Origin of the sequence: Sphaerochaeta sp. (genome assembly GCF_050256055.1) — a bacterium.
Classification (GTDB): domain Bacteria; phylum Spirochaetota; class Spirochaetia; order Sphaerochaetales; family Sphaerochaetaceae; genus Sphaerochaeta.
On the sequence record NZ_JBFWIJ010000010.1, the window covers coordinates 62,055 to 85,600 of the forward strand.

Annotated in this window: 22 protein-coding genes; 7 read left to right on the plus strand and 15 right to left on the minus strand. The window is 50.3% G+C overall.

Annotation, left to right across the window (positions count from 1 at the left end):
• Nucleotides 1-2 precede the first annotated feature (2 nt).
• Nucleotides 3-539 carry a hypothetical protein gene (locus AB7C91_RS05880; protein WP_332447871.1) on the plus strand — a complete coding sequence of 179 codons (537 nt, stop codon included), beginning with the start codon at nucleotides 3-5 and terminating at the stop codon, nucleotides 537-539.
• Between the two features lie 107 nt (nucleotides 540-646).
• Entirely contained in the window at nucleotides 647-3,301 is a 2,655-nt protein-coding gene (locus AB7C91_RS05885; RefSeq protein ID WP_428589847.1) for a valine--tRNA ligase, read from the plus strand.
• Nucleotides 3,302-3,341: 40 nt separating this feature from the next.
• Here the strand turns inward: AB7C91_RS05885 and AB7C91_RS05890 are convergent, their stop codons facing one another.
• The 7 genes from AB7C91_RS05890 to AB7C91_RS05920 all read right to left on the minus strand — a co-directional run bounded on the left by AB7C91_RS05890 (nucleotide 3,342) and on the right by AB7C91_RS05920 (nucleotide 10,563).
• Nucleotides 3,342-3,857 (minus strand): CDP-alcohol phosphatidyltransferase family protein, encoded by a 516-nt coding sequence (locus AB7C91_RS05890; RefSeq protein WP_428589850.1) that lies wholly within the window; start codon nucleotides 3,855-3,857, stop codon nucleotides 3,342-3,344.
• 76 nt (nucleotides 3,858-3,933) lie between these two features.
• Nucleotides 3,934-4,107, minus strand: coding sequence for a hypothetical protein (locus tag AB7C91_RS05895; RefSeq protein ID WP_332447868.1), 174 nt, complete (start codon nucleotides 4,105-4,107; stop codon nucleotides 3,934-3,936).
• A 94-nt stretch (nucleotides 4,108-4,201) separates the two neighbouring features.
• A complete protein-coding gene (locus tag AB7C91_RS05900) occupies nucleotides 4,202-5,359 on the minus strand; it encodes a glycosyltransferase (RefSeq protein ID WP_428589855.1) in 1,158 nt (385 codons plus the stop codon).
• Nucleotides 5,356-6,099: a hypothetical protein gene (locus tag AB7C91_RS05905; RefSeq protein WP_428589858.1), complete on the minus strand. Its 744-nt coding sequence runs from the start codon at nucleotides 6,097-6,099 to the stop codon at nucleotides 5,356-5,358. Before AB7C91_RS05905 ends, AB7C91_RS05900 begins: the two co-directional genes overlap by 4 nt.
• A gap of 3 nt (nucleotides 6,100-6,102) precedes the next feature.
• Nucleotides 6,103-7,374: a peptidase U32 family protein gene (locus tag AB7C91_RS05910; protein ID WP_428589861.1), complete on the minus strand. Its 1,272-nt coding sequence runs from the start codon at nucleotides 7,372-7,374 to the stop codon at nucleotides 6,103-6,105.
• A complete protein-coding gene (gene lon, locus AB7C91_RS05915) occupies nucleotides 7,364-9,835 on the minus strand; it encodes an endopeptidase La (protein WP_332447864.1) in 2,472 nt (823 codons plus the stop codon). The genes AB7C91_RS05910 and lon overlap by 11 nt, the downstream gene beginning before the upstream one ends.
• Before the next feature lie 86 nt (nucleotides 9,836-9,921).
• Nucleotides 9,922-10,563 (minus strand): queuosine precursor transporter, encoded by a 642-nt coding sequence (locus tag AB7C91_RS05920; RefSeq protein WP_332447863.1) that lies wholly within the window; start codon nucleotides 10,561-10,563, stop codon nucleotides 9,922-9,924.
• 122 nt (nucleotides 10,564-10,685) lie between these two features.
• Here AB7C91_RS05920 and AB7C91_RS05925 point away from each other — a divergent pair, with 122 nt between their 5' ends.
• On the plus strand, nucleotides 10,686-11,426 hold the full coding sequence (locus tag AB7C91_RS05925) for an SDR family NAD(P)-dependent oxidoreductase (RefSeq protein WP_428589866.1): 741 nt from the start codon (nucleotides 10,686-10,688) through the stop codon (nucleotides 11,424-11,426).
• Between the two features lie 13 nt (nucleotides 11,427-11,439).
• On the opposite strand, the gene AB7C91_RS05930 is transcribed toward AB7C91_RS05925, so the two are convergent.
• The 7 genes from AB7C91_RS05930 to AB7C91_RS05960 form a co-directional block, all read right to left on the minus strand.
• Nucleotides 11,440-12,093, minus strand: a complete 654-nt coding sequence (locus AB7C91_RS05930; protein ID WP_332447861.1) for a ribulose-phosphate 3-epimerase — start codon at nucleotides 12,091-12,093, stop codon at nucleotides 11,440-11,442.
• 19 nt (nucleotides 12,094-12,112) lie between these two features.
• Nucleotides 12,113-13,006 carry a 4-hydroxy-tetrahydrodipicolinate synthase gene (gene dapA / locus AB7C91_RS05935; protein WP_428589869.1) on the minus strand — a complete coding sequence of 298 codons (894 nt, stop codon included), beginning with the start codon at nucleotides 13,004-13,006 and terminating at the stop codon, nucleotides 12,113-12,115.
• A gap of 26 nt (nucleotides 13,007-13,032) precedes the next feature.
• A complete protein-coding gene (locus AB7C91_RS05940; RefSeq protein WP_332447859.1) occupies nucleotides 13,033-13,986 on the minus strand; it encodes an aldo/keto reductase in 954 nt (317 codons plus the stop codon).
• A 12-nt stretch (nucleotides 13,987-13,998) separates the two neighbouring features.
• Nucleotides 13,999-15,285: a TRAP transporter large permease gene (locus tag AB7C91_RS05945; protein ID WP_332447858.1), complete on the minus strand. Its 1,287-nt coding sequence runs from the start codon at nucleotides 15,283-15,285 to the stop codon at nucleotides 13,999-14,001.
• A 41-nt stretch (nucleotides 15,286-15,326) separates the two neighbouring features.
• A complete protein-coding gene (locus AB7C91_RS05950; RefSeq protein ID WP_428589872.1) occupies nucleotides 15,327-15,800 on the minus strand; it encodes a TRAP transporter small permease in 474 nt (157 codons plus the stop codon).
• A 67-nt stretch (nucleotides 15,801-15,867) separates the two neighbouring features.
• Nucleotides 15,868-16,869 (minus strand): C4-dicarboxylate TRAP transporter substrate-binding protein, encoded by a 1,002-nt coding sequence (locus AB7C91_RS05955; protein ID WP_332447856.1) that lies wholly within the window; start codon nucleotides 16,867-16,869, stop codon nucleotides 15,868-15,870.
• Nucleotides 16,870-16,917: 48 nt separating this feature from the next.
• The gene (locus AB7C91_RS05960) at nucleotides 16,918-17,571 is read right to left on the minus strand and encodes a GntR family transcriptional regulator (protein WP_428589875.1); all 654 of its coding nucleotides are present in this window, start codon (nucleotides 17,569-17,571) and stop codon (nucleotides 16,918-16,920) included.
• Between the two features lie 232 nt (nucleotides 17,572-17,803).
• Here AB7C91_RS05960 and arcC point away from each other — a divergent pair, with 232 nt between their 5' ends.
• Nucleotides 17,804-18,748 (plus strand): carbamate kinase, encoded by a 945-nt coding sequence (gene arcC, locus AB7C91_RS05965; RefSeq protein ID WP_428589878.1) that lies wholly within the window; start codon nucleotides 17,804-17,806, stop codon nucleotides 18,746-18,748.
• Nucleotides 18,738-19,298 carry a hypothetical protein gene (locus AB7C91_RS05970; protein ID WP_428589881.1) on the plus strand — a complete coding sequence of 187 codons (561 nt, stop codon included), beginning with the start codon at nucleotides 18,738-18,740 and terminating at the stop codon, nucleotides 19,296-19,298. The genes arcC and AB7C91_RS05970 overlap by 11 nt, the downstream gene beginning before the upstream one ends.
• Here the strand turns inward: AB7C91_RS05970 and AB7C91_RS05975 are convergent.
• Entirely contained in the window at nucleotides 19,254-20,528 is a 1,275-nt protein-coding gene (locus AB7C91_RS05975) for a DUF4105 domain-containing protein (RefSeq protein ID WP_332447852.1), read from the minus strand. The genes AB7C91_RS05970 and AB7C91_RS05975 overlap by 45 nt on opposite strands.
• An 84-nt stretch (nucleotides 20,529-20,612) precedes the next feature.
• Here AB7C91_RS05975 and recO point away from each other — a divergent pair, with 84 nt between their 5' ends.
• Both recO and recJ read left to right on the plus strand, forming a co-directional pair.
• Complete coding sequence (recO, locus tag AB7C91_RS05980) at nucleotides 20,613-21,368, plus strand: DNA repair protein RecO (RefSeq protein WP_332447851.1); 756 nt, start codon at nucleotides 20,613-20,615, stop codon at nucleotides 21,366-21,368.
• Between the two features lie 31 nt (nucleotides 21,369-21,399).
• Nucleotides 21,400-23,541, plus strand: a complete 2,142-nt coding sequence (gene recJ, locus AB7C91_RS05985) for a single-stranded-DNA-specific exonuclease RecJ (protein WP_332447850.1) — start codon at nucleotides 21,400-21,402, stop codon at nucleotides 23,539-23,541.
• Nucleotides 23,542-23,546: the final 5 nt, after the last annotated feature.

Below are 23,546 nucleotides of genomic sequence, written 5' to 3' on the forward strand. Positions count from 1 at the left end.
AGATGTGTGTGGATGACGAATTGTTGAATACTTATCTGGACGGTGAGTTGCAGGAGCCGTGGAATACCCAGGTGCAGGAGCATATCGGGTATTGCAATGCCTGCCGACAGCGTCTTGAGCAATTACGCTCGTTGCATCAGAAGGTCAGTGATGCATCTCTGCCTATGAGTGACATCAAGGTTCGTCAGGATCGGGTGCTTGCCTATTTTGAAAAGAACCGATTTTCTTCCACCAACAAGAAATTGCATATTTTTCGCAAAAAGGTACAAGTAAGACTTGTTCCTGCATTGATTACCACCGCGGCAGCCTTTGTCGTGGTGTTCATCGGTGCCTTCATGGTATTCGGGACACAACCCCAGAGGGGACAGGAAATCCTTCCCGGGGTTGCAACTCCCATCGACAGTGCTCACATTCGGCAGGTAACCGATGTTCAGAAACCTTCCCTCGACATGTTCAGTTTGGAGCAGATTGTCCAGCATCTCGACGCAATGGGGTATGCGGTGAAGCTGGAAGTGAAGGCGGTAACTCCTCTCGAATAAGAGATAATTCCTCTCGCTCTCATGTTGGAAGGCTCTGCATTCACTTGTAGAGCCTTTCCTATTTTGCTACTATGGAGGGACTCTTTTTTTCGTGCAGGAGGCATATTGTGAAGGCAGTCGAGTTGCCAAAGGCCTATGATCCCAAGGAGTTTGAGGATCGCATTTATCAAGCATGGTTGGATACAGGAATGTTCAAGCCCCGTGAGGGCAAAGCTTCTCCTTTTACTGTAGTCATGCCTCCTCCAAACGTAACCGGGATCCTGCATATGGGACATGCCTTGAACAATGGGCTTCAGGATGTGCTTACCCGCTATTATAGGATGAGCGGAAGACCGACCTTGTGGGTTCCCGGAACCGACCATGCCGGTATCGCCACCCAGAATGTAGTGGAACGCCAGTTGGCGAAGGAAGGACTTCGCCGCCAGGACCTGGGTCGTGACCGGTTTTTGGAGCGTACGTGGCAGGTCAAGGAAAAACATCACGACATCATCAAGCAGCAATTGCAGAAGATCGGTTGCAGTTGTGATTGGGACCATGAACGATTCACCATGGACGAGGGGCTGAGCCGTGCGGTACGGGAAAGTTTCGTCACCTTGTATGAACGCAACCTGATCTACAAAGGTGAATATCTAGTCAATTATTGTCCGAAATGCGGGACGGCTTTGGCCGATGATGAAGTGGAGTATCAAGAGCTCAGCGGCTTTCTGTATGACGTCCGCTACCCTTATAGTGATGGCAGCGGGTATATCACCGTTGCAACAACTCGACCTGAGACGATGTTCGGCGACGTCGCGGTGGCGGTGCATCCGGATGACGAGCGCTACACCCATCTTGTCGGCAAGCTGCTCGACCTTCCGCTTACCGATCGTAAGATTCCCATCATTGCAGACAGTTTCGTCGATATGACCTTCGGAACCGGCATGGTGAAGATTACCCCAGCCCATGATCCGAATGACTGGCAGTGCGGGATGCGGCATAATCTGGAAAAGCGGAATATGCTCAATCCTGACGGAACGCTCAATGAACAGTGTCCTGAGAAATACCGAGGCTTGAGTGCCCTCGACGGCCGCAGTGCGGTGGTCGCCGATCTGAAGGAGCAGGGATATTTAGTCAAGGAAGTGGCGCACAACCATGACGTCGGCCACTGTTACCGCTGCCATACCGTCATTGAACCGTATCTTTCCAACCAATGGTTCGTTCGGATGCAGGGGATGGCGGAAAAAGCCCTGCAGGCTTGGAAAGACGAAAAAATCCAGTTTTATCCCAAACGTTGGGAAAACACCTACATCCATTGGCTTGAGAACATCCATGACTGGTGCATCAGCCGGCAACTGTGGTGGGGCCATCGCATCCCGGTCTGGGAATGCCAGGATTGTCATGAGATACTGGTCCTTCGGGAAGACCCCACGGTATGTCCGAAATGCGGTTCCTCCCACCTTGAACAAGAAACCGATGTACTTGATACCTGGTTCAGTTCCTGGCTTTGGCCCTTCAGCACCCTGGGTTGGCCGGAGAAGACCCCTGACCTCGCAACCTACTTCCCTACCAATACCTTGGTCACAGGATACGACATTATTTTCTTCTGGGTATCCCGAATGATCATGGCATCGTTGGAGTTCCTTGGGGAAGTACCGTTCCGTGACATCTACATCACCGGTTTGGTGCGTGACAAGCAAGGCCGAAAGATGAGCAAGAGCCTTGGAAACGGCATCGATCCGCTTGAGGTGGTCGACCAATATGGCGCCGACGCCATGAAGTTCACCCTCTGCTATATGGCTACCCAGGGTCAGGATATCCTCATTGACATGGATTCCTTCAAGTTGGGTTCCCGGTTTGCGAACAAGGTATGGAATGCTGCCCGGTTCCTGCTCATGAACCTTGAAGGTGCCGAGTTGCTCGATCTTTCTTCGTTGCAGCTGACCACCATGGACAAATGGATTTACCACCAGCTCAATGAGTCCAGCAAAAAACTCAAAACCGCGATGGAAAACTACAAGTTCAATGATGGGGCACAGGCCATCTATGATTTCTTCTGGAATGATTTCTGTGACTGGTACATTGAGAGCGCCAAGCAGGGGCTGTACAGTGAACGATCGGATGAAAAGAATCGGCAGATAACCCTGTTGCTTGACTTGCTTGCCGAGTCGATGCGGCTCATGCATCCGTTCGCTTCCTTCATCAGTGAGGAAATCTATCAAAAGCTTCCCAATGTGCAGGACCAGTTGATCAACAGTCCGTATCCCGTATATCGCGATGATCGTTCGCATGCCGATGAGGCCGCGTTGGTTGATCGGATGCAGGAAGCGGTCACCGCCCTCCGGGCCTTGCGTTCGGATCTGGGAATTCCCATCGAACGAAAGATACGGGCGGTCATCAAATGTGACGCCGACTTCCCGGCACTCGATTTCTTCGAGCAACAGAAAGGGTTGATCGCTTCCTTTGTCGGCGCATCCTCCCTCGAGGTGGACGGTACCGATGCCTTGGATGTCGACGGTGCATTCCCTGTAGCGGGAACCGGGTATGAGATCTTTGTGTTTGTCCGTGAGGCAATCGATGTGGAGAAAGAAATCGCCAAGATGCAAGCGGAATTGGTGAAGAACCACAAGAGTCTTGAAGGAGTACTTGCCAAGCTTTCAAATGAGAAGTTCCTGGCCAATGCGAAAGCGGAGGCGATAGAGAAGGAGCAAGGGAAGAAAGCCGAATTCGAGGAGAAAATCGAAAAGGGCGAGAAACATCTTGCCTTGTTGAAGACATTCCTGTAACCGTGTAAAAGGCGCTCTCGACGAGGGCGTCTTTTTTATGTTAAGCAAAGAAATACGAACGTCTATCAGGATCATAGACGTCATATTTCCCGAGGATCAAGAGTTCCTCGGATGAAGCGAGCAGAGACAGGATGCAGCATCCATAGAGAAAAACACCGGATCCAAATCCAAGCATGACCAGGGGAAAACACAGCAGTATGCAAATGCCGGTGCATTTGTTTGCAATAGTATGGATGCTCATCCAATGGTGGGTTTTGCGACGGGTCAGCAGCAACACAATGCACCGAAGCACCACAACCGATGCAACGATGGGTATTCCGAATGGAATCGATAGAAGTTTTGGTAGGGTAAGGATGGTAAGCACCAAAAAGAGGACGGCATCGCCGAGACTGTCGAGCATGCTGCCCAGCATGGATGTACAGTGCCAACGACGTGCCAGCATCCCGTCCAGTACATCACTGGTTACGGCACTGAAATAGAAGGCAAGAAACCATCCTTTGTGGGAGGATACAGCCAACAAAGACAAGCTGAAAAATATTCTCAGCAATGACAGCATGTTTGGAAGAGAAGTTTTGTTGTGCATAAAAGAAGGGCGTCCTTCACAGGACGCCAGAAATGAAGGAAAGGAGCGGCTATTCTCCCTTCTCCTCCTGAATTTCCTTTCTGCGTTCCTTACAAAGTTTGGCGATCTCTGCCAGTGCCTTGCGGGCCCGAGCGGCCGAAACCTTTACGCCTTTTTCAGTGAACTTCTGGTTCTCTGCCAAATAGGCCTCATACTGCATGACGATCTGCTCGTGAATAGTCATTGAATCCTCCATGTGTCTAGGTTACTTAATTCTATCACGGTTTTACGCCTATGCAAGGGAAAAACCTGTAATTAACGCTGTAAATGCAAGGTTTTTACGAGAGAATCCGGCCTTTCCATGCAAAACCCCTTCCACTTTTGCGAATATGGTAACCATGGAGATACATCGCCACCACCAAAAGTATGGTTACCAAGCCCAACCGTCCGCATTTCTTGGAGAATCCGAAATAGGAGGCGGCACGTGCCCAGGAAGAGAACAACAACACGCTTCCCAGGAGAGTGAAGAGAAAGGGAAGTGAATAACTGTGTGCATTTCCCAGGGTAAGAAAGACGGCATACACCACGGCGATGATCGGGGAAGAGGATAAAAGCAGAAGCACTCCAACGATTGCCAGTATTAGGACAAACCCGATCAAACCCTGTTTCACCACCCCATTGATCGATCGTTCAAGGCCATGCCATGCTTGGCCGAAAGAAGAGAACATCTCGCAGGAGACATGGTCCTTCAGCGGAGCGAAAACCTGTTTGAACCCATTTCTTGCACAAAGACGGGCAAGCCCTACGTCGTCACAGATCTCGGTCTTCAGGGAAATGAATCCACCGAACGCTTCCAGCGCCTCCCGCTTGACGAGAAGATATTGGCCGATGGCCATGGCGAATATGGGAAACTGCCAACGTTCCTGGAATCGAAACGGGACAAAGAGGGTAGGATTGAAGAGCATGGCGCTCACCAGCATTTCAATACCGAGTGTTTTTGCCTGTTGTCTGGGGTATCCGCTGAGCATCGAAGCTTGGGTTTTCTCCAGGATTCCCAATCCATAGGAAACCGAGGAAGGTTCATGCACGGTATCCGCGTCGGTAAACAAGACGAACTTCCCGTTACTCGCCTCAAAGAGTTGCTGCATGGCGTATATTTTGCCGCCCCAACCTGGTTGCAGGCTTTTGCCGGTGATCAGGCGGATCCGAGCATCCTCTTTCTGCAGGTTCCGTACGATGGTTGCAGTGTGGTCGGTGGAATTGTCATCAAGCACAAGGATTTCAAGATTTGCGTAGGATTGCTGCATCAAGGAACGGACACAGCGTTCTATCATTGCCTCTTCATTGCGTGCAGGTACGGCGATGGTGACCAAGGTGCTTTGGTCGTGAGTTTCATTATGCTCAGCGAGTTTGGAAAGGTAGGTCCGGTTGCTGGCAAACAACCAGAACGACCATAATCCAATACCGAATATAATGCAGGAAAGCACAAGATTCATAGATGTTCCTCAACGGTTTTGAGATACGTGTCCAGATTGGGATCGAATCCGTACAGTACCTTGGCTGCAAGCAGGTACCCTTGGGCAGTTTGCCATTGCTTTCGTTTCATGCTCAAATAACCAAGGCTCGAATAAAGATTGGCTTTGTCCCACGTGTTCAATTGCTGGCTTTGTTCGAGAAGAGACAGCAACAACGACTGGGCGCCGTCCAAATCCCGTCCTGCGAAGGCTGGGGCGTAGAGCATACTGTTGGCTTTCATCAGGATTGCGGAAACCTGGAGGGGGAATTGACGGTATGCTCTGGATAACGCAGCGTTGCTGTTGATTCCCTTCCCCAGATTCTTGGGATTGACCAAGTACCAGATGGAATCAATTTCTGCAGACAGAATGAGCGAAAAGAATTGCTGATCTTTCACCAAAGGCAGCAGAACCTCTGCTTCTGTAAGCAATGAACGGGCACGTTCCAGATTCTTCGGGATCAGTTCGGTATAGAGGCGGGCGAGCATGGTGGCACTGCGTATTTGCAGTACTGCATCCGCAATGTCACCGGATTCGGTCTTGCGCATCGTCTGACGGAGTTGCTCTGCTTTCACGGCATCCCCTGTACTCCGTACCGCATCGACAAAGGCGACAAACTCAGGTGATTCCCCAAGAAAGGAAAAGTCATCCATCAGAGGAGTTGCACATACGCTTTGGGCAACCAGAAACGTGGTTGCAAGTACCAGAAGAAGACTGCGCATATGTTATTTAACCATGGTTTCCCGCCGAATGATATAGCCTTCGGCGATGTCCTTGTCAGTTTTCAGAAACTGAACCTTGCCATGGTCGGCTTGTTCGATCGGCTCAAATTGTTCATTCAGCAGGACGAAGTGCTCATCCTCGATCTTTACCTCATCAGAACCGATATATTCCAAACGCATTCCTGTCCTCACTTGGTTTTTCAGATCCAAGGCATACGTGTTTTCAGCGACTGGTTTGCCGATGAATCCACAGAACAGGTACTCGCGGATATAGCCTTGTGAGGTACTCTTGTCGATCGATTCCCCCATAACCGGATCGATGTTCCCATGCCCGAAGAAGAAACCGGTGGAATATTCCCGGTGGCTGATGTTGAACAGGTCCTCCCGGTAGGAAAGCCAATCGGGATCCGCATCAAGGGCTTTGCGATACGCACGGGTGACCACCGCAACATAATAGCTGCTCTTCATGCGGCCTTCAATCTTCAGGGAATCAACCCCGCTCTCTTTCAGCTCTGCAAGATGATCGATCATGCACAGATCCTTGGAAGAGAGAATGGTTGTATAGCCATCCTGTTCTGCGATGGGGTAGTACACTCCTGTGCGCTGTTCCTCTTGCAGGGCCAGTCCTCCGCTGGCGAGCACCGATTGCAAGGCTTCGCTTCCCATAAGCTGATAATTCCAACGGCAGGTATGGCTGCAATCCCCTTGGTTGGCACTGCGTCCGGCCAGATGGCTTGAAAGCAGGCAACGGCCTGAGTAGGCCATGCACATGGCTCCATGGACGAACACCTCAAGCTCCAATCCCGGATTTGCATCCTTGATGCGCCGAATGTCCTCCAGAGGTGTCTCGCGGCCCAGGATCACTCGGCTGAAGCCCAGTTTCCGGTACATCGAGGCACTGCTGGAATTCGTGCAACTGGCTTGGGTGGACAAATGGAGCTCCACCGAATCCCCGAATGCATCCTGAAGAATCGGTACCAAGCCCAGGTCGCTGATGATGAAGGCATCGAAGGGCCAGGTCTTGATTATGGGAAGCTGTTCTTTTAGACGGGCAAGCGAGTGCTCGTCGAAGAGCATGTTCATTGTGCAATACAGACGTTTCCCGGTAGCTTGCTTGAGCTGTGCCACTTCCTGCCAATCCGCTTGGGTGAAGTTCTTGGCATTCTTGCGCAGCGAGAAGTCGGACAAGCCCATATACGCTGCGTCAGCCCCATAGGAGAAGGCAAGACGCAGCTTTTCAAGATTTCCAGCCGGACTGAGCAACTCAATGCTCACGGAGAGCCTCCCGAACCGCCTGGGCGACAGATGCACTGATGGATGCGATCTCGTTGATGTTGCTTTGATTGGCCTCAACCTTGATCGGAGCCATAACCTCGCGCTTATCATCGTCGGGGAACGCATACCCGAGCACTTGTTCAATCTGCCCGACCAGATGGAAGGTAATTCCCTCCTTCACCGAGTCCTCCAGCTTATCCAAGTCACGCTTGTTGTACTGCGGGATCAGGATGGTCTTGATCTTGTTCCTTCTGGCGGCAAGGACCTTCTCCTTCAATCCTCCGATGGGCATCACCTTGCCTTTGAGCGTAAGCTCTCCGGTCATTGCGAGGTTGGGAGCGATGGTCTGTCCGGTAACCAAGGAATAGAGCGCAACAGTCATGGTGATGCCTGCCGATGGACCGTCCTTGGGTGTCGCCCCTTCGGGAACATGCAGATGCACCGCGTTGTTGTCAAACCAACTTGGATCGATCTTATGTTCCTTTGCATGGGCTTTGACCCAGGTGTATGCGATACTTACCGATTCCTGCATGACCTCACCAAGCTGTCCCGTCAATTTGATTTCTCCCTTGCCGGGGGTATTCTGGGCTTCGATGATCAGTGTGTCGCCACCCATGCTGGTCCATGCCAGACCGATGGCCATACCGGGCCGGTCGGCCTTCAGGATCTCATCCTCGACGAAGATGGGATCTCCGAGCATCTCATGCAACAGCTTCTCATCGATGGTGACAGGAACCTTGGTGGAAGGATCTTCGGTCAAAAGCAGCGCAACCTTGCGGTTGATCTTGTGCAGTGATTTCTCGAAGTTTCGCACACCTGCTTCCCGGGCGTACTCATCGGCGATCTTGCGGAGAATGGCGGGGGTGTACTTGATTTCCGATTTGCTCAACCCATGCTTCTCCAAGGACTTGGGGACCAGGTATTTCTTTCCGATGGCCAGTTTCTCGTCACTGGTATACCCGCTGAGCTGGATGATCTCCATACGGTCGAGCAAGGGACGCGGAATGGTCTCAAGCGTATTCGCCGTACAGATGAACAGCACCTCGCTTACATCGAAGGGAATGTCCAGATAGGTATCCCGGAACGACGTATTCTGTTCAGGATCAAGGACTTCCAGTAACGCACTTGCCGGATCGCCTTGATAGGATACACCCATCTTGTCAATCTCATCGATCAGGAAGACCGGGTTCTTGACCTTGGTAATCCTCAGTCCTTGGACGATCTTGCCGGGCATTGCCCCGATGTAGGTTCTCCGATGGCCCTTGATCTCGCTTTCATCATTCATGCCGCCTACGGAGAAACGGAAGTACTGTTTCTTCAGGGCACGTGCAATCGATACCCCGACGCTGGTTTTCCCGACTCCCGGAGGGCCTACCAGACAGATGATGGAACCTTTTGTATCCTGCTTCTTCTTTCGAACGGCAAGGAATTCAAGAATGCGGTCCTTCACATCCTTCATCCCGTAATGATCATGTTCAAGGATCTTTCGGGCGCTTTCGATACTGAAGTTCTCGGGTTTCGGCTCCTTCCAAGGCAGATCACTGATGATCTCCAAATAGGTCCGGCTGATCGAGTATTCGGGACTTGACGGATCCATGGCCTCAAGCCTGCTCATTTCCCGATCGACGGTTTCCTGTGCTTCAGCAGTCAACGGGAGGTTTTTGAACTTGTTCTTCAAGCGGTTGATCAACTCCACTTTCGGGTTGGTGGTCAAGCCCAGTTCCTGTTGAATCGACTTCAATTCTTCGCGCAGGAAATACTCGCGCTGGTTCTTCTCGATTTTCTGGTTCACCCGAGCCTGGATCTTCGCCTGTACTTGGGCGATGTTTTGCTCGTTTTTGATGAAGACCAGTACTTTTTCGATGCGCTTACGGACTACCAGCGTTTCCAGGATGTCCTGTTGCTGTTTCCGTTCCACATTCAAAATACTGGCGATGAAATCAGCCAGCTTGCCCGGATGGTCGATGTTGACCATGTTCAGGCGCATCTCCTCACTGAAGAGCTGGTTGTTCTTGGTGAGCAGCTTCATTTCGGAAAGCAGGAGCCTGGTCCATGCGCGCAATTCCTCCTGCTCATCCTCGATGTCCTCAAGATATTCCACTTCTGCGACCAGATACGGGCCGCTGGGATAATATTGTTTGGTCTCAAACCGCTTCAACGTGGAGATGAAGATGCTGATACCCCCGTCAGGGAGTTTGATTTTCTTGACAATCTTGGCAACAGTTCCAACGGAAAAGAGATTTTCCGCAGAGTATTCCTCGGAATCGGTTTCTTCCTTGACCAAAAGCAAACCAAGAAAGCCACCGTGTTTGATGGCCTGATTGACGATTTCGACATCCTGGTTGTCGGTTATCATCAAAGGAGTAAACAGCCCGGGGAACACAGGGTTTCCGGTAACCGGGAGTATAAACAAATTATTGGGAAGCAGTTGCTCGATCGGCATCAGTTCCTGTTCTGACATAGCGCCTCCATATAGCAAATACATTCGGACATGTAGAGTACATGTCCGAACTAAAGGTAATCAAACTTCTTCCCAAAGGAAAGTGGCTATTTCTCTTTGGAAAGCCAACGGACTCCAAGATAGCAGAAAGGGGTATCGAGCAGGGCGAAAACCACCTTGAACAGCCAATAGGGAATGATCAGGCTGAACACAAAGGAAGCGGTGAACATCGGGGTGCTGTGATAAAAGGCGATGAACATGAAGATCACAGTATCAATGAACTGACTGGTCATCGTACTGAGGTTGTTTCTCAGCCACAACTTCCTGCCTTGGTTGATTTTCTTGAATTTCATGAAGATCGAGATATCCACACTCTGACTAATGGCGAAGCTGATCAGCGAGGCGAAGCTCATACGCATGCTCATACCAAAAATCTGCTTGTACTGCTCCTGCAGGCCCCAGCTGGGAAACGGTTTCACCTGGACGAAGATGGCAGTCACGACGAAGAGGATGATCAACATGATGACTGACAAGCGTACAAAGAGATTGGCATGATAATCGCCTTTCACTTCTCCGACGATATCGGTAACCAAAAAGAGTACGGGCATGAAGAAAATGCCGACCGAAACTCTGACACCAACCAAGCTGATGATCTTGCTTCCTACGGTGTTGACCAAAATCATGCCGGTGATATAGAGCGCGAAAAGGAACATTTCCTTTACGTCCACATTCGTTGTTTGTTTATCCATGGTGTCCTCACTTGGCGCAAGTGTATCGAAAAGGGTGAGAGGGGTCAAATACCTAGGAAAAAGATGGTTTGCTTGTGAAACCGCCCCGGATTTGGTATATCTGGAGGAATGGGAGGCATAACATGAGGCTGAAGGGCAAAACCGTGGTGATAACGGGAGGAAACAAAGGAATTGGAAAAGCAATTGCCTATCGTTTTGCATCGGAAGGTGCTCGCATTGCATTCTTGGCTCGCCGCCCCATTGTGGAAATCCTTGCTGATATGCATTCGAGAGGCTTTGATGCGATAGCAATCCAAACCCGTATCACCAGCTATGTCAGTGTTGAGAAGGCTATCAAATCCATTATTGAACAATGGGGTACCATAGATATATTGGTTAACAACGCAGCAAGTTTTTCCCGTGAACCTATGCTGGAGATGACACTCGAAGCGTGGCATCAGGTGCTTGATATCAATTTGAATGCAGCTTTTTATTGTAGTAAGGCTATCCTTCCCTATTTGGTGAAAAATAAAAACGGGGTTATTCTCAACATTTCATCGGTAACTGCAAAGTGCGGCGATAATGAGGCGGCTCCAATCTATACTACCTCAAAGGGAGCCCTGACAACGTTGACCAAATCATTGGCCCGTCAACTTGCACCCTATAATATTCGGGTGAATGCTGTCGCCCCGCATGCCATCGTTACTCAGATGGGTAGCGAATGGACTGAGGATAAGCGAAAGCAGGTGGTGTCTTCCATCCCCTTGGGCAGGATGGGTGAACCGGAGGAAGTGGCCTCCACCGCCTTGTTCCTCGTCTCTGATGAGGCTTCATTTATCACCGGGGAGACCATCAATGTAAACGGCGGGTATTTGATGGATTGAGCAGACCCTGCACTTAGAGCGTTCGCATCCAGTGCATGAGCTTCGTATAGTCTGTTTCCGCTTGGTCAAAGAGGATCAGTCTTCCCAATACAAAGCCCGCAACCCCTTTGGCACTCAGGCGTTTCATGACTTCCTCATTCACTCCTCCATCGATTACCAGTGGGAAACCCCATTCTTTCTGTTCTTCGATGGCTTGGTCTATCTTGCCTTCCATCCATGGCAGGAAGAGCTGTCCGCAAAACCCTGGGTTGACGGTCATCAGCATCAAGTAGTCGATGAGTGGATACAAAGCTCTGATGGATTCAAGCGAGGTGCCCGGATTGATGACAATCCCCGCCTTTTTGCCCAGATCCTTGATTTTCTGCAAGGTGAAAGCGGGTTGCGAATCTGCTTCCGGATGAATATAGATGATATCAATACCAAGATCTGCCATCCGATCCACATATCGGACAGGATTGTTTACCATCATGTGGACATCAAGGAGTTTGTCTGTATTCCTTCGAACCAACGACATCTCCGACAAACTCATGCCGAAATTGGGGACAAAGCTTCCATCCATCAAATCCAGATGGAAGATATCCGTACCGGCAGCGTCCAAGCGGAGAATTTGATCCTTGAGATCTTCTGCATCCAGATTCATAATGGAAGGGCATAAGAGTTTTTTCATACGTGTACTTCCTCGTTGATTACAATACTCCAGCCTCTAGCAACGCTTTTTTGAGCAATTCCTTGTTTTCCTGACTCATCGGTCCGACCGGAGCGAAGCATGGGCCGGCATCAATGCCCAATAATTCAAGGCTTTCCTTGAGAATGGTCGGGTAGGATCCAAGATTGAATGCCATTCTGACCGGTGCAATCTTGTATTGTGCCTCAAGCGATCCCTGCACATCATTTTGGACATATTTGTCATAGATATCGGCAAGCAGGCGAGGGGCGATGTTGGCGCATGCGGTAATGGCTCCATGCCCTCCATAACACAGGCATGCATGGATAAGCGTATCCCGTCCGCTCAATACATAAAACGGTTTGTCGTTCTGATAGGTATTGCGGATATATTCGCTGGTGAGGGTGAAGTCTCCACTCGAATCCTTGATACCCACGATGTTCTTGATTTTTGAGAGTTTCACTGCGGTATCCACACTGATGTTTACATTTGTCTTTCCCACATTGTTGTACAAGAGCACCGGCAGACTGGTCGACGAAGCGATATCTGCATAATGCTGATACAATTCCTTCTGTGTGACGCTGATGAACATGGGGGTCAATACGCTGATGGCATCAGCCTTGACTTCCTCTGCAAGGGTTGCGTATTCGATCGCTTCTTTTGTCGTGATGCCGTTCACCCCAGCGTAAATCGGAATTCTTCCTGCCGCCTCGTCGATGCATATTTCAAATGCTTCTTTCCGTTGTTCCTTGGAAAATCCATAGAATTCACCGGAAGTCCCGACCACGAACAAGCCATGCACCCCTCCGTCGATCAGGTACCTCACCAACTTTCGAAGACTTTTTTCGTGCACCTGGTAGTTTTCCGTCAACGGTGTAACCATAGCAGCAATAATTCCCTTTGCTTCAAAACTCATTGTATTTACTCCTTCTTCATCCTATTTCACTGGAGAAATTCTTGTGTTTTTTGTGACTCGTACGCTTTGAACAATGTCGTTTTCCGAATCTGTTCAATGATGGAGGCTTCTTCTTCGGTCAAGTTGTCGTCTTGCAGTACCGATGCAGCATCCTGTAGGTGGGAAGGTTTTCCCGTTCCGTAGATAATGGTTGAGACTTCGTGATGAGCATAAATCCATTTCAACGCTGCATGAGAGACGAGCGATTTGTCGGTAATCCCTGCTTCTGCGGCCATTTCAAAGAGTGCTCCTTTCATGAAAGCCTCTCGTGCAATGACCCCAAGTCCGTGACGATTTGCTTCAGCCAGGACCCGTGTGGAAGCACAGTGATCAGCAAAATTGAAATTGACGTAGACCACGTCAAAGGCTTCTGATGCTATCTGGGCAAGATACGTACTCTCACCGCTGAATGTATCTGCACAGGCAAATCGGACAAGGCCTTCTTTTTTAAGCCGAGAAACATTGAAGGCTATTTTCTGCAGGTACTCAGGATCATGTTCCAAGGCCGATTTCATGAAAGCAAGATTAAAGAAATCAATCGAGTCTCGTTGCATGAGTTGGACGATGCGAATGGCTTCTGCACGCAGGGTTTGGAAATCAGCCATTTTCCTATTGTTTTCGTCATAGGTATAGACGAACCCTTCCGGACGAGTCTGAATGTACACCGGATAGGGTGGAGGAAGCTCCCTGAAGTTTCGTCCCAACGCTTCTTTCTCCGAATCGTGGGTGACATCATAGAAATTGATTCCAAGATCATAGGAGGCTTTGATGAGTTCTTTTCTTTGTTCCCCGCCGAACCCCGGGAAAATATATCCTGGGGTGATGGCCTTTGCAAAGTCTTCATTGAAACCTCTTGATTTATGATTGGCCAGATATTCATGACCTCCCATAGATAGCATGGAGACATCAATACCGGTGTTTCCGAGTCGGGCGTATTTCATGGATTTGCCTCCTTATGCGACACCATAGAGTAGGTTGGGAAGGAATAGGATGATATTGGGGATGAGCAGCAACACCGCCCCTACGAGAATAACGACAATAAAGAATGGAATGCTTTCCTTCAGATATTCACTCATCGGGACATTCAGGATTCCGTTGACGATGTACATGGCGATGCCTACCGGCGGGGTAAGGATACCCATCGTCACGATGATGCTGGTGACCACCCCAAACAACACAGGATCGATGCCGACTACACGGATGATGGGCATCAGGATCGGGGTGAGCAACAGAATGACGATCGAGCCATCCATGAACATGCCGAAGATGACATACAAGAAAAAGATGATCGCCATGACCACGAATTGGCTGGTGGTAAAACCGGTGATGAGCGTCGTCAACTTTTGGGGAATCTGATCCATCGGTATGCCATAGGCAAAAATGGCACTCATGGAAATCATGAACATGATCGCCCCTATATCCCTGATCGCTTCCTTAAGCGTAACCAAAAGGGATTGGATGGTCATTTCCTTATAGATGAAGAATCCTACGAACAACGCATAAATACATGCGAAGGCTCCGACCTCAGAAGGGGTGAATAATCCAAGTCTGAGGCTTCCGATCAATACAATCGGAAATATCAAGGCCCATATGGTATCCTTCAGTGAGGTGGCGATTTCTTTCAGCGAAGCCCGGGTTTCCCTTGCTTTGGGGAAATTCCTGATGCGTGCAGTGATGGCGACCGTAATCATGAATGCAGTCATCATGATCAGTCCGCTCATGATCCCTGCGGTGAACAATCGTCCGATGGACACTTCGCCGACGGTACCATAGAGGATCATGCCGACTCCCGGGGGAATGGTCGAAGTAATCAAGCTGGTAAATCCGATGACCACAGCCGTATATCCTCTTGGATACTTCTGGTTGAGCATCTCCGGACCCAGAATTCTTGCTTCCATTGCAGCATCCGCATTGGATGAACCTGAGCACCCCCCCATCAGTGTGCTGAGCACAACACTTACCTGTGCCATTCCTCCGCGCATGTGTCCAGCCAATTGCATGGATAGTTTGATCAGGCGATTGGTAATCCCGGAACTATTCATCAGGCTGCCCGCAAAAATGAACAAGGGAACCGCAAGCAACGTAACGCTTTGTGTCTGGGAAATGGGGAGTTGTACAATGGTAGCCAAAGGTAGCTCGGGGTGTTGAATAAAGTAAAACACTCCGGAAATGCCAAGGGAGAATCCCACCGGGATTCCGAAGAACAACAGCAGAAGAAAGACAACCAGTACCAAAATCATAATTTACCTCATTTTTTTGGGATAGGGGAGCCTGAGTATTCCTATTTCTGTTTGAGCAGCGCCCGTATTTTCAAAATGGTGGTGATCATCATGAACACCGAAGGGATGGGAATACTCAACGTTGCCCAGGTGTAACTGAGGAACGGAATTCCTTGGAAGGTTCGATTTCTGGAGGTATAGGCCAATTTGAAGCCGTAATACACCATCAATCCCAGAAAAACCAACAGAATGCAATAGATGCAAAGTTGGAGTATCCTTTTGGCTTTTGGACCGAGAAATTGCTGAAAAAGATCCACATTGACCATTTTGTCATCACGCAAGGCCGTATCAGCCCCGATGTAGACCGACCAGGTGAACATGAGCAGTGCAAGGTCCAGACCCCAGTTGATGGGGAATCCGATGGTTCTCAGAATTGCCGCCAGGGTAAGCATTCCGACCGTTGTGAGCAGCAGCACGGCACCCACTGCAAGCTCAATCGAACAAAACTTTTCATACGCTTTCGCAATACGTTTCATGATTTTCCTCATTCAAGCAATCAGCCTGTATTGGTGCAATCAATACAGGCTGAGAGGTCAAACCCGATTACTTCCCTAATTCTGCATAGACTGCAGCTTTCGCATCAGCCAGACCCAACGAATCATAGGCCTTCTGCCCATTTGCAATAAATGCGTTCATGTCGAGCGCACTGTGCGGGATATAGGTCATTCCTTTGTCGATCATGAATTGGCGATCAGCTTCAGCATTCTTCAGGAGGATATTGGAGGCCACCAAGCCTGCCTTGTCACATTCCTCGACCAAAATCTTCTGGTAATCGGCGGGGAGCTTATTGAACCAAGCTGAACTCACCACCATTACGTTGAGCTGGAAGATGTGCTCGGTCTCAACAATGTATTTGGCTACTTCGTAGACTTTCAATTGCTTTGCGGCAGCATAGGGAAGCTCACATCCATCAACAACCTTGGTTTGGATGCCGTTGTACAAATCCCCATACGCCAAAGCCACAGCTTTGCATCCGAGTGAATTGACCGTCGCAAGCCACGCAGGAGCGTTTGCTGTACGAATCAGGCTGTTTCGCAATTCGGTTGGGCTTTTTCCCGGTTTATTGGTGAAAATATTGCGGAAGCCCTGCACCCAGGCATAGGATACGACTTTGATCTGATACTCTTTCTCAAGTTTGTCGATCCAGCCTTTGACGACCTTGGAGTCCAGAAGTTTCTCAACGTCATCGATTCCCGAAAGGAAGAACGGCATATAGAGAATGCCCCATTCCTTTACGTAGTTGCCCAGACGGGCAGGGTCGGTTTGCCAACCAACATTCGACCCAAGGCGGATCTGCTCCAGAACGTCCTCTTCCACTCCGAGTTGACCACTGGGGTACACCTCAATCTTCAGCTTTCCTCCTGTTCTCTCTGCAACGGCTTTCGACCATTCGAGATATTGTTTGTTGAAGGTGTCTTCCGGCGTAAGTACATGACCGAAACGAAGCACATACTCCTTACCTTGCTGTGTTTCTTCTGTTGCCTGCGCCATTAGGGGAAGCAACACCAAAGCAAGTACCACAAAAACCAACAGAAACTTTCTCATAAGCCCTCCTTTTGTATCACATAGGCTAGAACCTAGCCTAAACAAACCTCAGTCATAATACGTCGTCAGTGAAGCAACATAGGTATCAGCGAGTGCTTTGCAGGTATCGCTCAGATGCTTGTCCATAAGTTTTTCACATGCATCAGCATCGCGCCTTTCCAATGCATCGAGTATCTGCAGGTGATCTTGTCTGGATTGTTCCTCAATGGATGCCCGGTTTTTGGTCAAATTGCGGGTCAATTTCATCAAAGAAGATAATTTGTAGGTGAATTCCTTCAAGTATCGGTTGTCAGCAAGTTCAATGAGCAGGGCATGGACCTGGTTGCCCAACATGATGGCTTTGCTTCCCCCGTCTTTTTTGATGTCCAACGCAAGGAGCTGTTCACGCAATGATTGGATTTTCTGGTCGATATCCAGATTTTTTGCATAGCAGGCATATCGGGCGCAGGCGCTTTCTATGGCTCTGCGTGCATGGAAAATCTCGACCAGATCATCAAAGGAAAACTGACGGACTTGGTACCCCCTGTTGGTTTGCACGGTAATGAGTCCAAGGATGACAAGCTTATTCAGGATTTCTCGTATTGGTGTTCTGGAAAGGCCATATTCTGCACTGAGGTCCCGTTCAACAATCCATGATCCCGGTACCAGTTCTTCATTGAGGATTTTGCGTTGCAGGTCTTCCAATACATCATTCTTGGTCATTCTGTGTCCTTTGTAAGTATTCCAGTGGTATACCACTAGGATACCACAAGCTGCTGCTTTGTCAATCTTTTCATTGAGTCAAAAATTGAAGCTGTCCTATGGATGCATGAAACACTGGTTGCTTTGGGAAAAGTGCTTGTTGAACCCTGATAAAACTGTTGCATTTTGTTGCAATCATGGTATGATGAGGGAAGAGAACCTGAGTCTCTGTCTACAAGGAAGGAACCTGTATATGGATAGCAAGTTGATCGTCATTGCCATTGGTGGAAACTCTTTGATCGAGGATCCCAAACATGTCACTGTTGCAGCCCAATATGAAGCTGCCCGCAAGACCGCTGAGCACATCGCCAAGTTGGTCAAGGCTGGACATCGGGTGGTAATCGCCCATGGGAATGGACCGCAGGTCGGATTCATTCTGTTGCGTGCTGAATTCTCCCGCTCCATTCTTCATACCGTGCCGTTGGATAGCTGTGTGGCCGATACCCAAGGTGCCATCGGGTACCAACTGCAGATGGCTCTCCAGAATGAATTCACCAAAGTTGGGCTGAAGCCCAATGTGGCTACCGTAGTCACCCAGGTGGAAGTCAGTGACGATGATCCTTCATTCGGCAAACCCACCAAACCGATCGGGTCATTCATGACCAAGGAGGACGCAGCCTACCATATGGAACACGATGGATGGAATTGCGTCGAGGATGCCGGTCGCGGATATCGGAGAGTGGTCGCCAGTCCCAAACCGAAAGCCATCGTGGAACTTGAGACGATCAAGACCCTGGTGGACAACCAGGTGATCGTCATCGCCGGCGGCGGTGGAGGCATTCCCGTGGTTCGTGGCGAGGACGGCCAACTTTCCGGTCGTGAAGCGGTCATCGACAAGGATTTGGCTGCCGCGCTCATGGCCAAGCAACTGAATGCTGATTTGTTCGTCATCTCAACAGCGGTGGAAAAGGTATGCCTGAATTTCGGAAAGCCGGATCAGAAGACTCTGGATACCATCACGACCGCCGAAGCCGAACAATACATCGCTGAAGGGCATTTCGCCCCAGGTTCCATGCTCCCAAAGGTGCAGGCCATCGTTGATTTCGTCCGCTCCACCGGCAATGAGGGGTTGATCACCGACCCCAGCCACCTCTATGGAGCTCTGTACGAAGGAAAAGGAACGAAGATTGTCCGCTAAGAAGCCGTTGTTTCCCAATCGCCGCAGTGCCATCATCAGCATTGCGGCAATTTTCTTGATGATTTGCTTCGGTCTGTTTGCCATAGACCGAAACAACGTCAACAGGCTCACCAGCTATCAGCAAAAGGCGATGATTCAGTATGAAACGGTGCAAGCTTTGGTGGAAAAACGCATCGCCTATGCCAAGACCTTGGTAGGGCAGCTTGAGCCGGATCAGGTTTCCCCGACACTGAAAGATGCCCTCTCCCTTTCTGCATTGGATGTTCAACCGGCGCGCTTGAGTGCCGGCTATATTGCGCTTGACCGTGTATTGGAAGTGTTGCAGAAGGCAGTATTCACTACTGCTCAGTATCCGGTCCTGGCCCCCTATTTCGATGCAATGTATGCGGTGGAACAGGAGTTGGAAAATCCAGTCAACCAATACAATGCCCTTTGTGAATACTTCAATCAGCAAAAGCAGGCTTTTCCGGCGCGATGGGCGGCAGAACGTCTCGGGTTTGCCGATCTAGAGCTGATCGCGATTGCCCCTGCGTTGAAGGGAAGACCCTGAGAGATAGAGGGGAAGCAGCAATGCGATTACCCGGATATTGTCCTGCAATGCCAGGGACGGTACCCCGATTTTGAGAACCAGCAGGATGATCATGACCGCCGCACTGAACGAGACCAGATGCGGATGCCGGGTTTTGCCCCGAAGCAGGCCGACCGCGCTGATGAGCAGCAATGGGTTGACGAAGAGGATGTTCTCATTGAAATAGGTCATATCCATGTCGGAGCATAGCATCATGAAGAGCAACAGGCTCCCCAACAGTCCCAGCGTAAGGAACAACAAGCCCAAGAGGATTGTTTTCAGACGGCAGTTCCAGCGCCCTGCAAGGTAGAGCAGCAGCGCAATTCCCAGACCGACGAGAAAGTATTGCCAATCGTAGCGTGCCGTGCTTGGTGCAACTGCAGCGCGAATTCCCAAATGGGAAGTATCACGCAATACCTGGACGTTCCGGGCAAGCTTGGATCCGTCTGGATAGGTGAAGTCCAGGACTGCCTGTTCCAGTTTCTCCGGAAGATAGAGCTCCTCGTATCGGTTTAGCTTGGCATCGATGGTGCGGCCTTGGAGGAAATCCAGAACCCAGAAGAGGGCGGGGCTGTGAATCATGTAGCTGCTGTCCAACTGCCGGTAACTCAATCCGGTCGATTCCGCTTGTGCCCATGCCTTGAATGCTCCGTTTGTACCTGCATCGATGATGTCCCTGATCCGAGTTGCGCAATTATCCCGATAGAAATGATAGAGATAGGTACTGTATTCACTCTTTATGTTCTTTTGCAAAAACGAAATGATTGCGAATTTTGCTTCCTTGGGAAAATTGAGCTCCAGCAGCTTTACATCCCGCATCTCCGACAGGGCTTCCTCGATCCGCCATGTGGCTTCACTGGCCAGGACGTAATAATACATCCGGCCTCTGGCGAAATTCAGGTAGAAGTATTTCTGTTGGGTATCGAAAATCCCCCAGTCGTACATGATCTGGGTCCCCGAAGGTTGGGTGACGATCAGGGCGCTGTGGCCGAACCATGCATACAAAGGATCCCCGGGACCGATGGTCAGCAATTTGATGGAGGTCTGGTCCACCCAGGCTTCTTGGTTTGCCGCCAAAGGTTTGGAGAAATCGATGCTGCCCAATTCCTTTACGCTGTTGAACGGTTGCAAGGCTTGGGATGGTATATTGCTTGCAGCCCACATTCGGCTGACCAGGCAGAGGATGATGAGGGCCAGGACACTTCGTTTCATTGGCGTCAGCATAGCACAGTCCGTTCATACTTCCAACCAGTTGATTTTTTGCCCTCTTCCCTCTACTCTAGGTTCGGAGGGTCCATGGAGCGCAACGTATCGTCTTTGGCTATTGTCTTGCACAGTCAGCGGTACGGTCAGTTGAACCGGCGGTTGAAGCTCTTGAGTGTGGATTTCGGCATCATCGATGTCGTAAGTTACGGAGCGAGGAAATCCCTCAAGTCCATTAAGGCTGAAGCATTTTCCGACGGACAGTTCTTTCTGTATTATAATCCGGTGAAGAAGGATTATACGCTCAAGGATGTTCAGATCATCGCCACTCATGATGAATTGCGTTCTGAGCTTGATCTTACGTACAGCGCTTTGCTGTTTTGTGAGTTGATACTCAAGACTCATGGCGGGGAGAGTGCCAAGGAATATCAGTTGCTCAGCCAGGCCTTGGATTTTTTGGTCAGCGATCCGGATAAGATGGATCGGATCATCATTCAATTCATCCATCAGTTGAGCGATTTGCTGGGACTTCGCGGGGATTACGAGCGGTGCCCGTTGTGTGAGAGACCGTATGGGGAGCGTGAAGTATTGTCTTTCTCAACTGCGTTGAACGCACCCTGCTGCAGCGATTGCGGCTCCTTGGATGCTTCGCTGTTGCTGCTTCCCGGTTCCCGTCGCTACTTGAGCCTGACCTCCTCGATGTCGTTCGCCCAAAGTTTGGAAGTGCCTCTGAGTCCTACAGCGACCGCCCGCATCAAGCAGTACCTGCTTTCCTATGCGCAGATCATTACCGGTGGAGCGTTGAAAACGTTGGCAGGGGACATCCTCAGAGGCGGGGAGGGAGCGTAAATATGCAAAATTATAGAAAGGTTGTGAATATATGGTTTGGAGAAAATCTTCCGTTTCATCCCAGGAAATACGTCGTCTACACGAACAGTACGGCCTGGATTTGTTGTGTTCATCCATCCTTGTTCGGAGGGGACAGACCACAAGTGACCAAGTAAAATTCTTTTTGGAGAATGAACTCACCTACCTGCACAATCCCTTCCTCTTCGATGATATGGAAGAGGTGGTGGATCGGATTACTGATGCCGTGTCGGAGGGTGAGAAGGTCCGTGTCTTCGGTGATCGGGATGTCGATGGCATCACCAGTACCGCCCTGCTCGTCGAGGAACTGCGTCGTATGGGGTTGGATGCAAGCTATCAGCTTCCCGAGGGGGATGACCCGTACGGAATGACGATCAGCGGGGTGGAACTGGCCCATGCAGACGATGTGACGTTGATCATCACGGTTGATTGTGGCATCTCCAGTTTCGCAGAAATTGCCCATGCCCACAATCTGGGCATCGATACCATCGTACTTGACCACCACATCAGTGGGGAGGCATTGCCTCCCGCCCTGGCCATCATCGACCCGAAGATGCCCGGTTCGGGGTATCCGTTCGAACATCTTGCCGGGTGTGGCGTGGTAGCCAAGGTTATTTGGGCCTTGCGGTTCAGCAAAACGGAATTCTATCGGGAAGAATGCATCCTCCTGCACGCACAGCCGGGGCATGACACGGTTATCATTCAGGCGATGCGCATCGAAAATCTGTTGGTGATTGATCGCGTAATCGAGGAGATCAACCCCGGCTTGATCGCCCCTTCGCAAAGTAAGGCATTGGCATTTCTCTCAGCGGGATTGCCGATTCTCGTATTGGATGCTCCCACCGAGCTAGCCCAGTTGCGGCGGGCTTTCGGCAAGCAGGTGGATATTCACTTGATGGATATGCGCCCCGAGATGGAAGCGGTGATGCCGGTGGTGAAAGGTAGAGGCTTGTTCACCTTGGCCAATCTGAGTCGGGCCATCAAGTATTCACCGTTCGGTCGTGATGAGCTGCAGGTGCTTTATACCTTGTTTACTGCATATTGTATGAAGCGCTATCCTGCTTTGGATGCAGAGTATGAATCCATCCTGGATTTGGTGGCCATTGGGACGATAGCCGACCTCATGCCGATGGAAGATGAGAATCGGCTCATGGTCAGACGGGGACTGAAAGTGCTTAGGGAGGGAAGAAGGCAGTCCCTGCTTCCGCTGTTTTCCATGCAGAACCTGTTGGGAAAGCAATTGTCGACCAGCGACGTTTCCTGGCAGATCAGTCCGGTCATCAACGCCTCCGGGCGGATGGGGAAGCCATCGGTCGCTCTCAACATGCTGCTCAGCGCTGATCTGGGAACCGCAGAAGAGCTTGCCGGTGAATTGATGCGTTTGAACAAGGAACGCCAGAAACTGGGTGAGGATGCCTGGGACCGGTTGCTTGCCAAGGCAAAGGACAGTTTTGAGGCCACCGGTTCCAAACTGGTGGTGGTTGAGGATGCTTCGCTGTCGCGTGGCATCACCGGGGTGATGGCCAGCCGGTTGCTCAAGCAATTCAACGCTCCGGCCTTGGTGTTGGCGACGGTAGGGGATGAGCGTGTCTCCGCATCCATGCGCAGTCCTGATTATTTCAATTCCCGTGAATTTCTTTCTCGTTTCAGCGATTTGTTCCTCGACTTCGGAGGACATGCCTGCGCAGGTGGATTCTCCATGGAAATCGATAAGCTTGCAGTGTTCAAACGCAGGGTGATGGATGAGATTGATACCATGGATTGCATGCCCGAGGAATTGGAGGAAGAGCTCGTCATCGATTGTACGCTGCCCGAGGCTTTCATGACTCCCGATCTCATCAAGGTGGTGGAGTTTTTCGAACCGTATGGAGAGAAGAATGCTCCGTTGGTGATGTTGATGGAGGGTGCAAGGATTGAGGACATCCAGTATCTGAACAACAAGGGGGGGGGCGCCCAACATCTGAAATTGACCTTGTCCTTCGGTCAGTACAAATGGCCTGCTCTTTTCTGGAAGGCAGGGGATCGTGTAGGTACCGATTTCGATACGGGTTCAGTGGTGGATGTTGCCTTCAGGCTGGGAAGAAATTACTTCAGAAGCCAGGAGAGTCTTCAGTTGACCGTACTGGATCTAAAGACAGCTGTGCACAGTGCTTGACACGG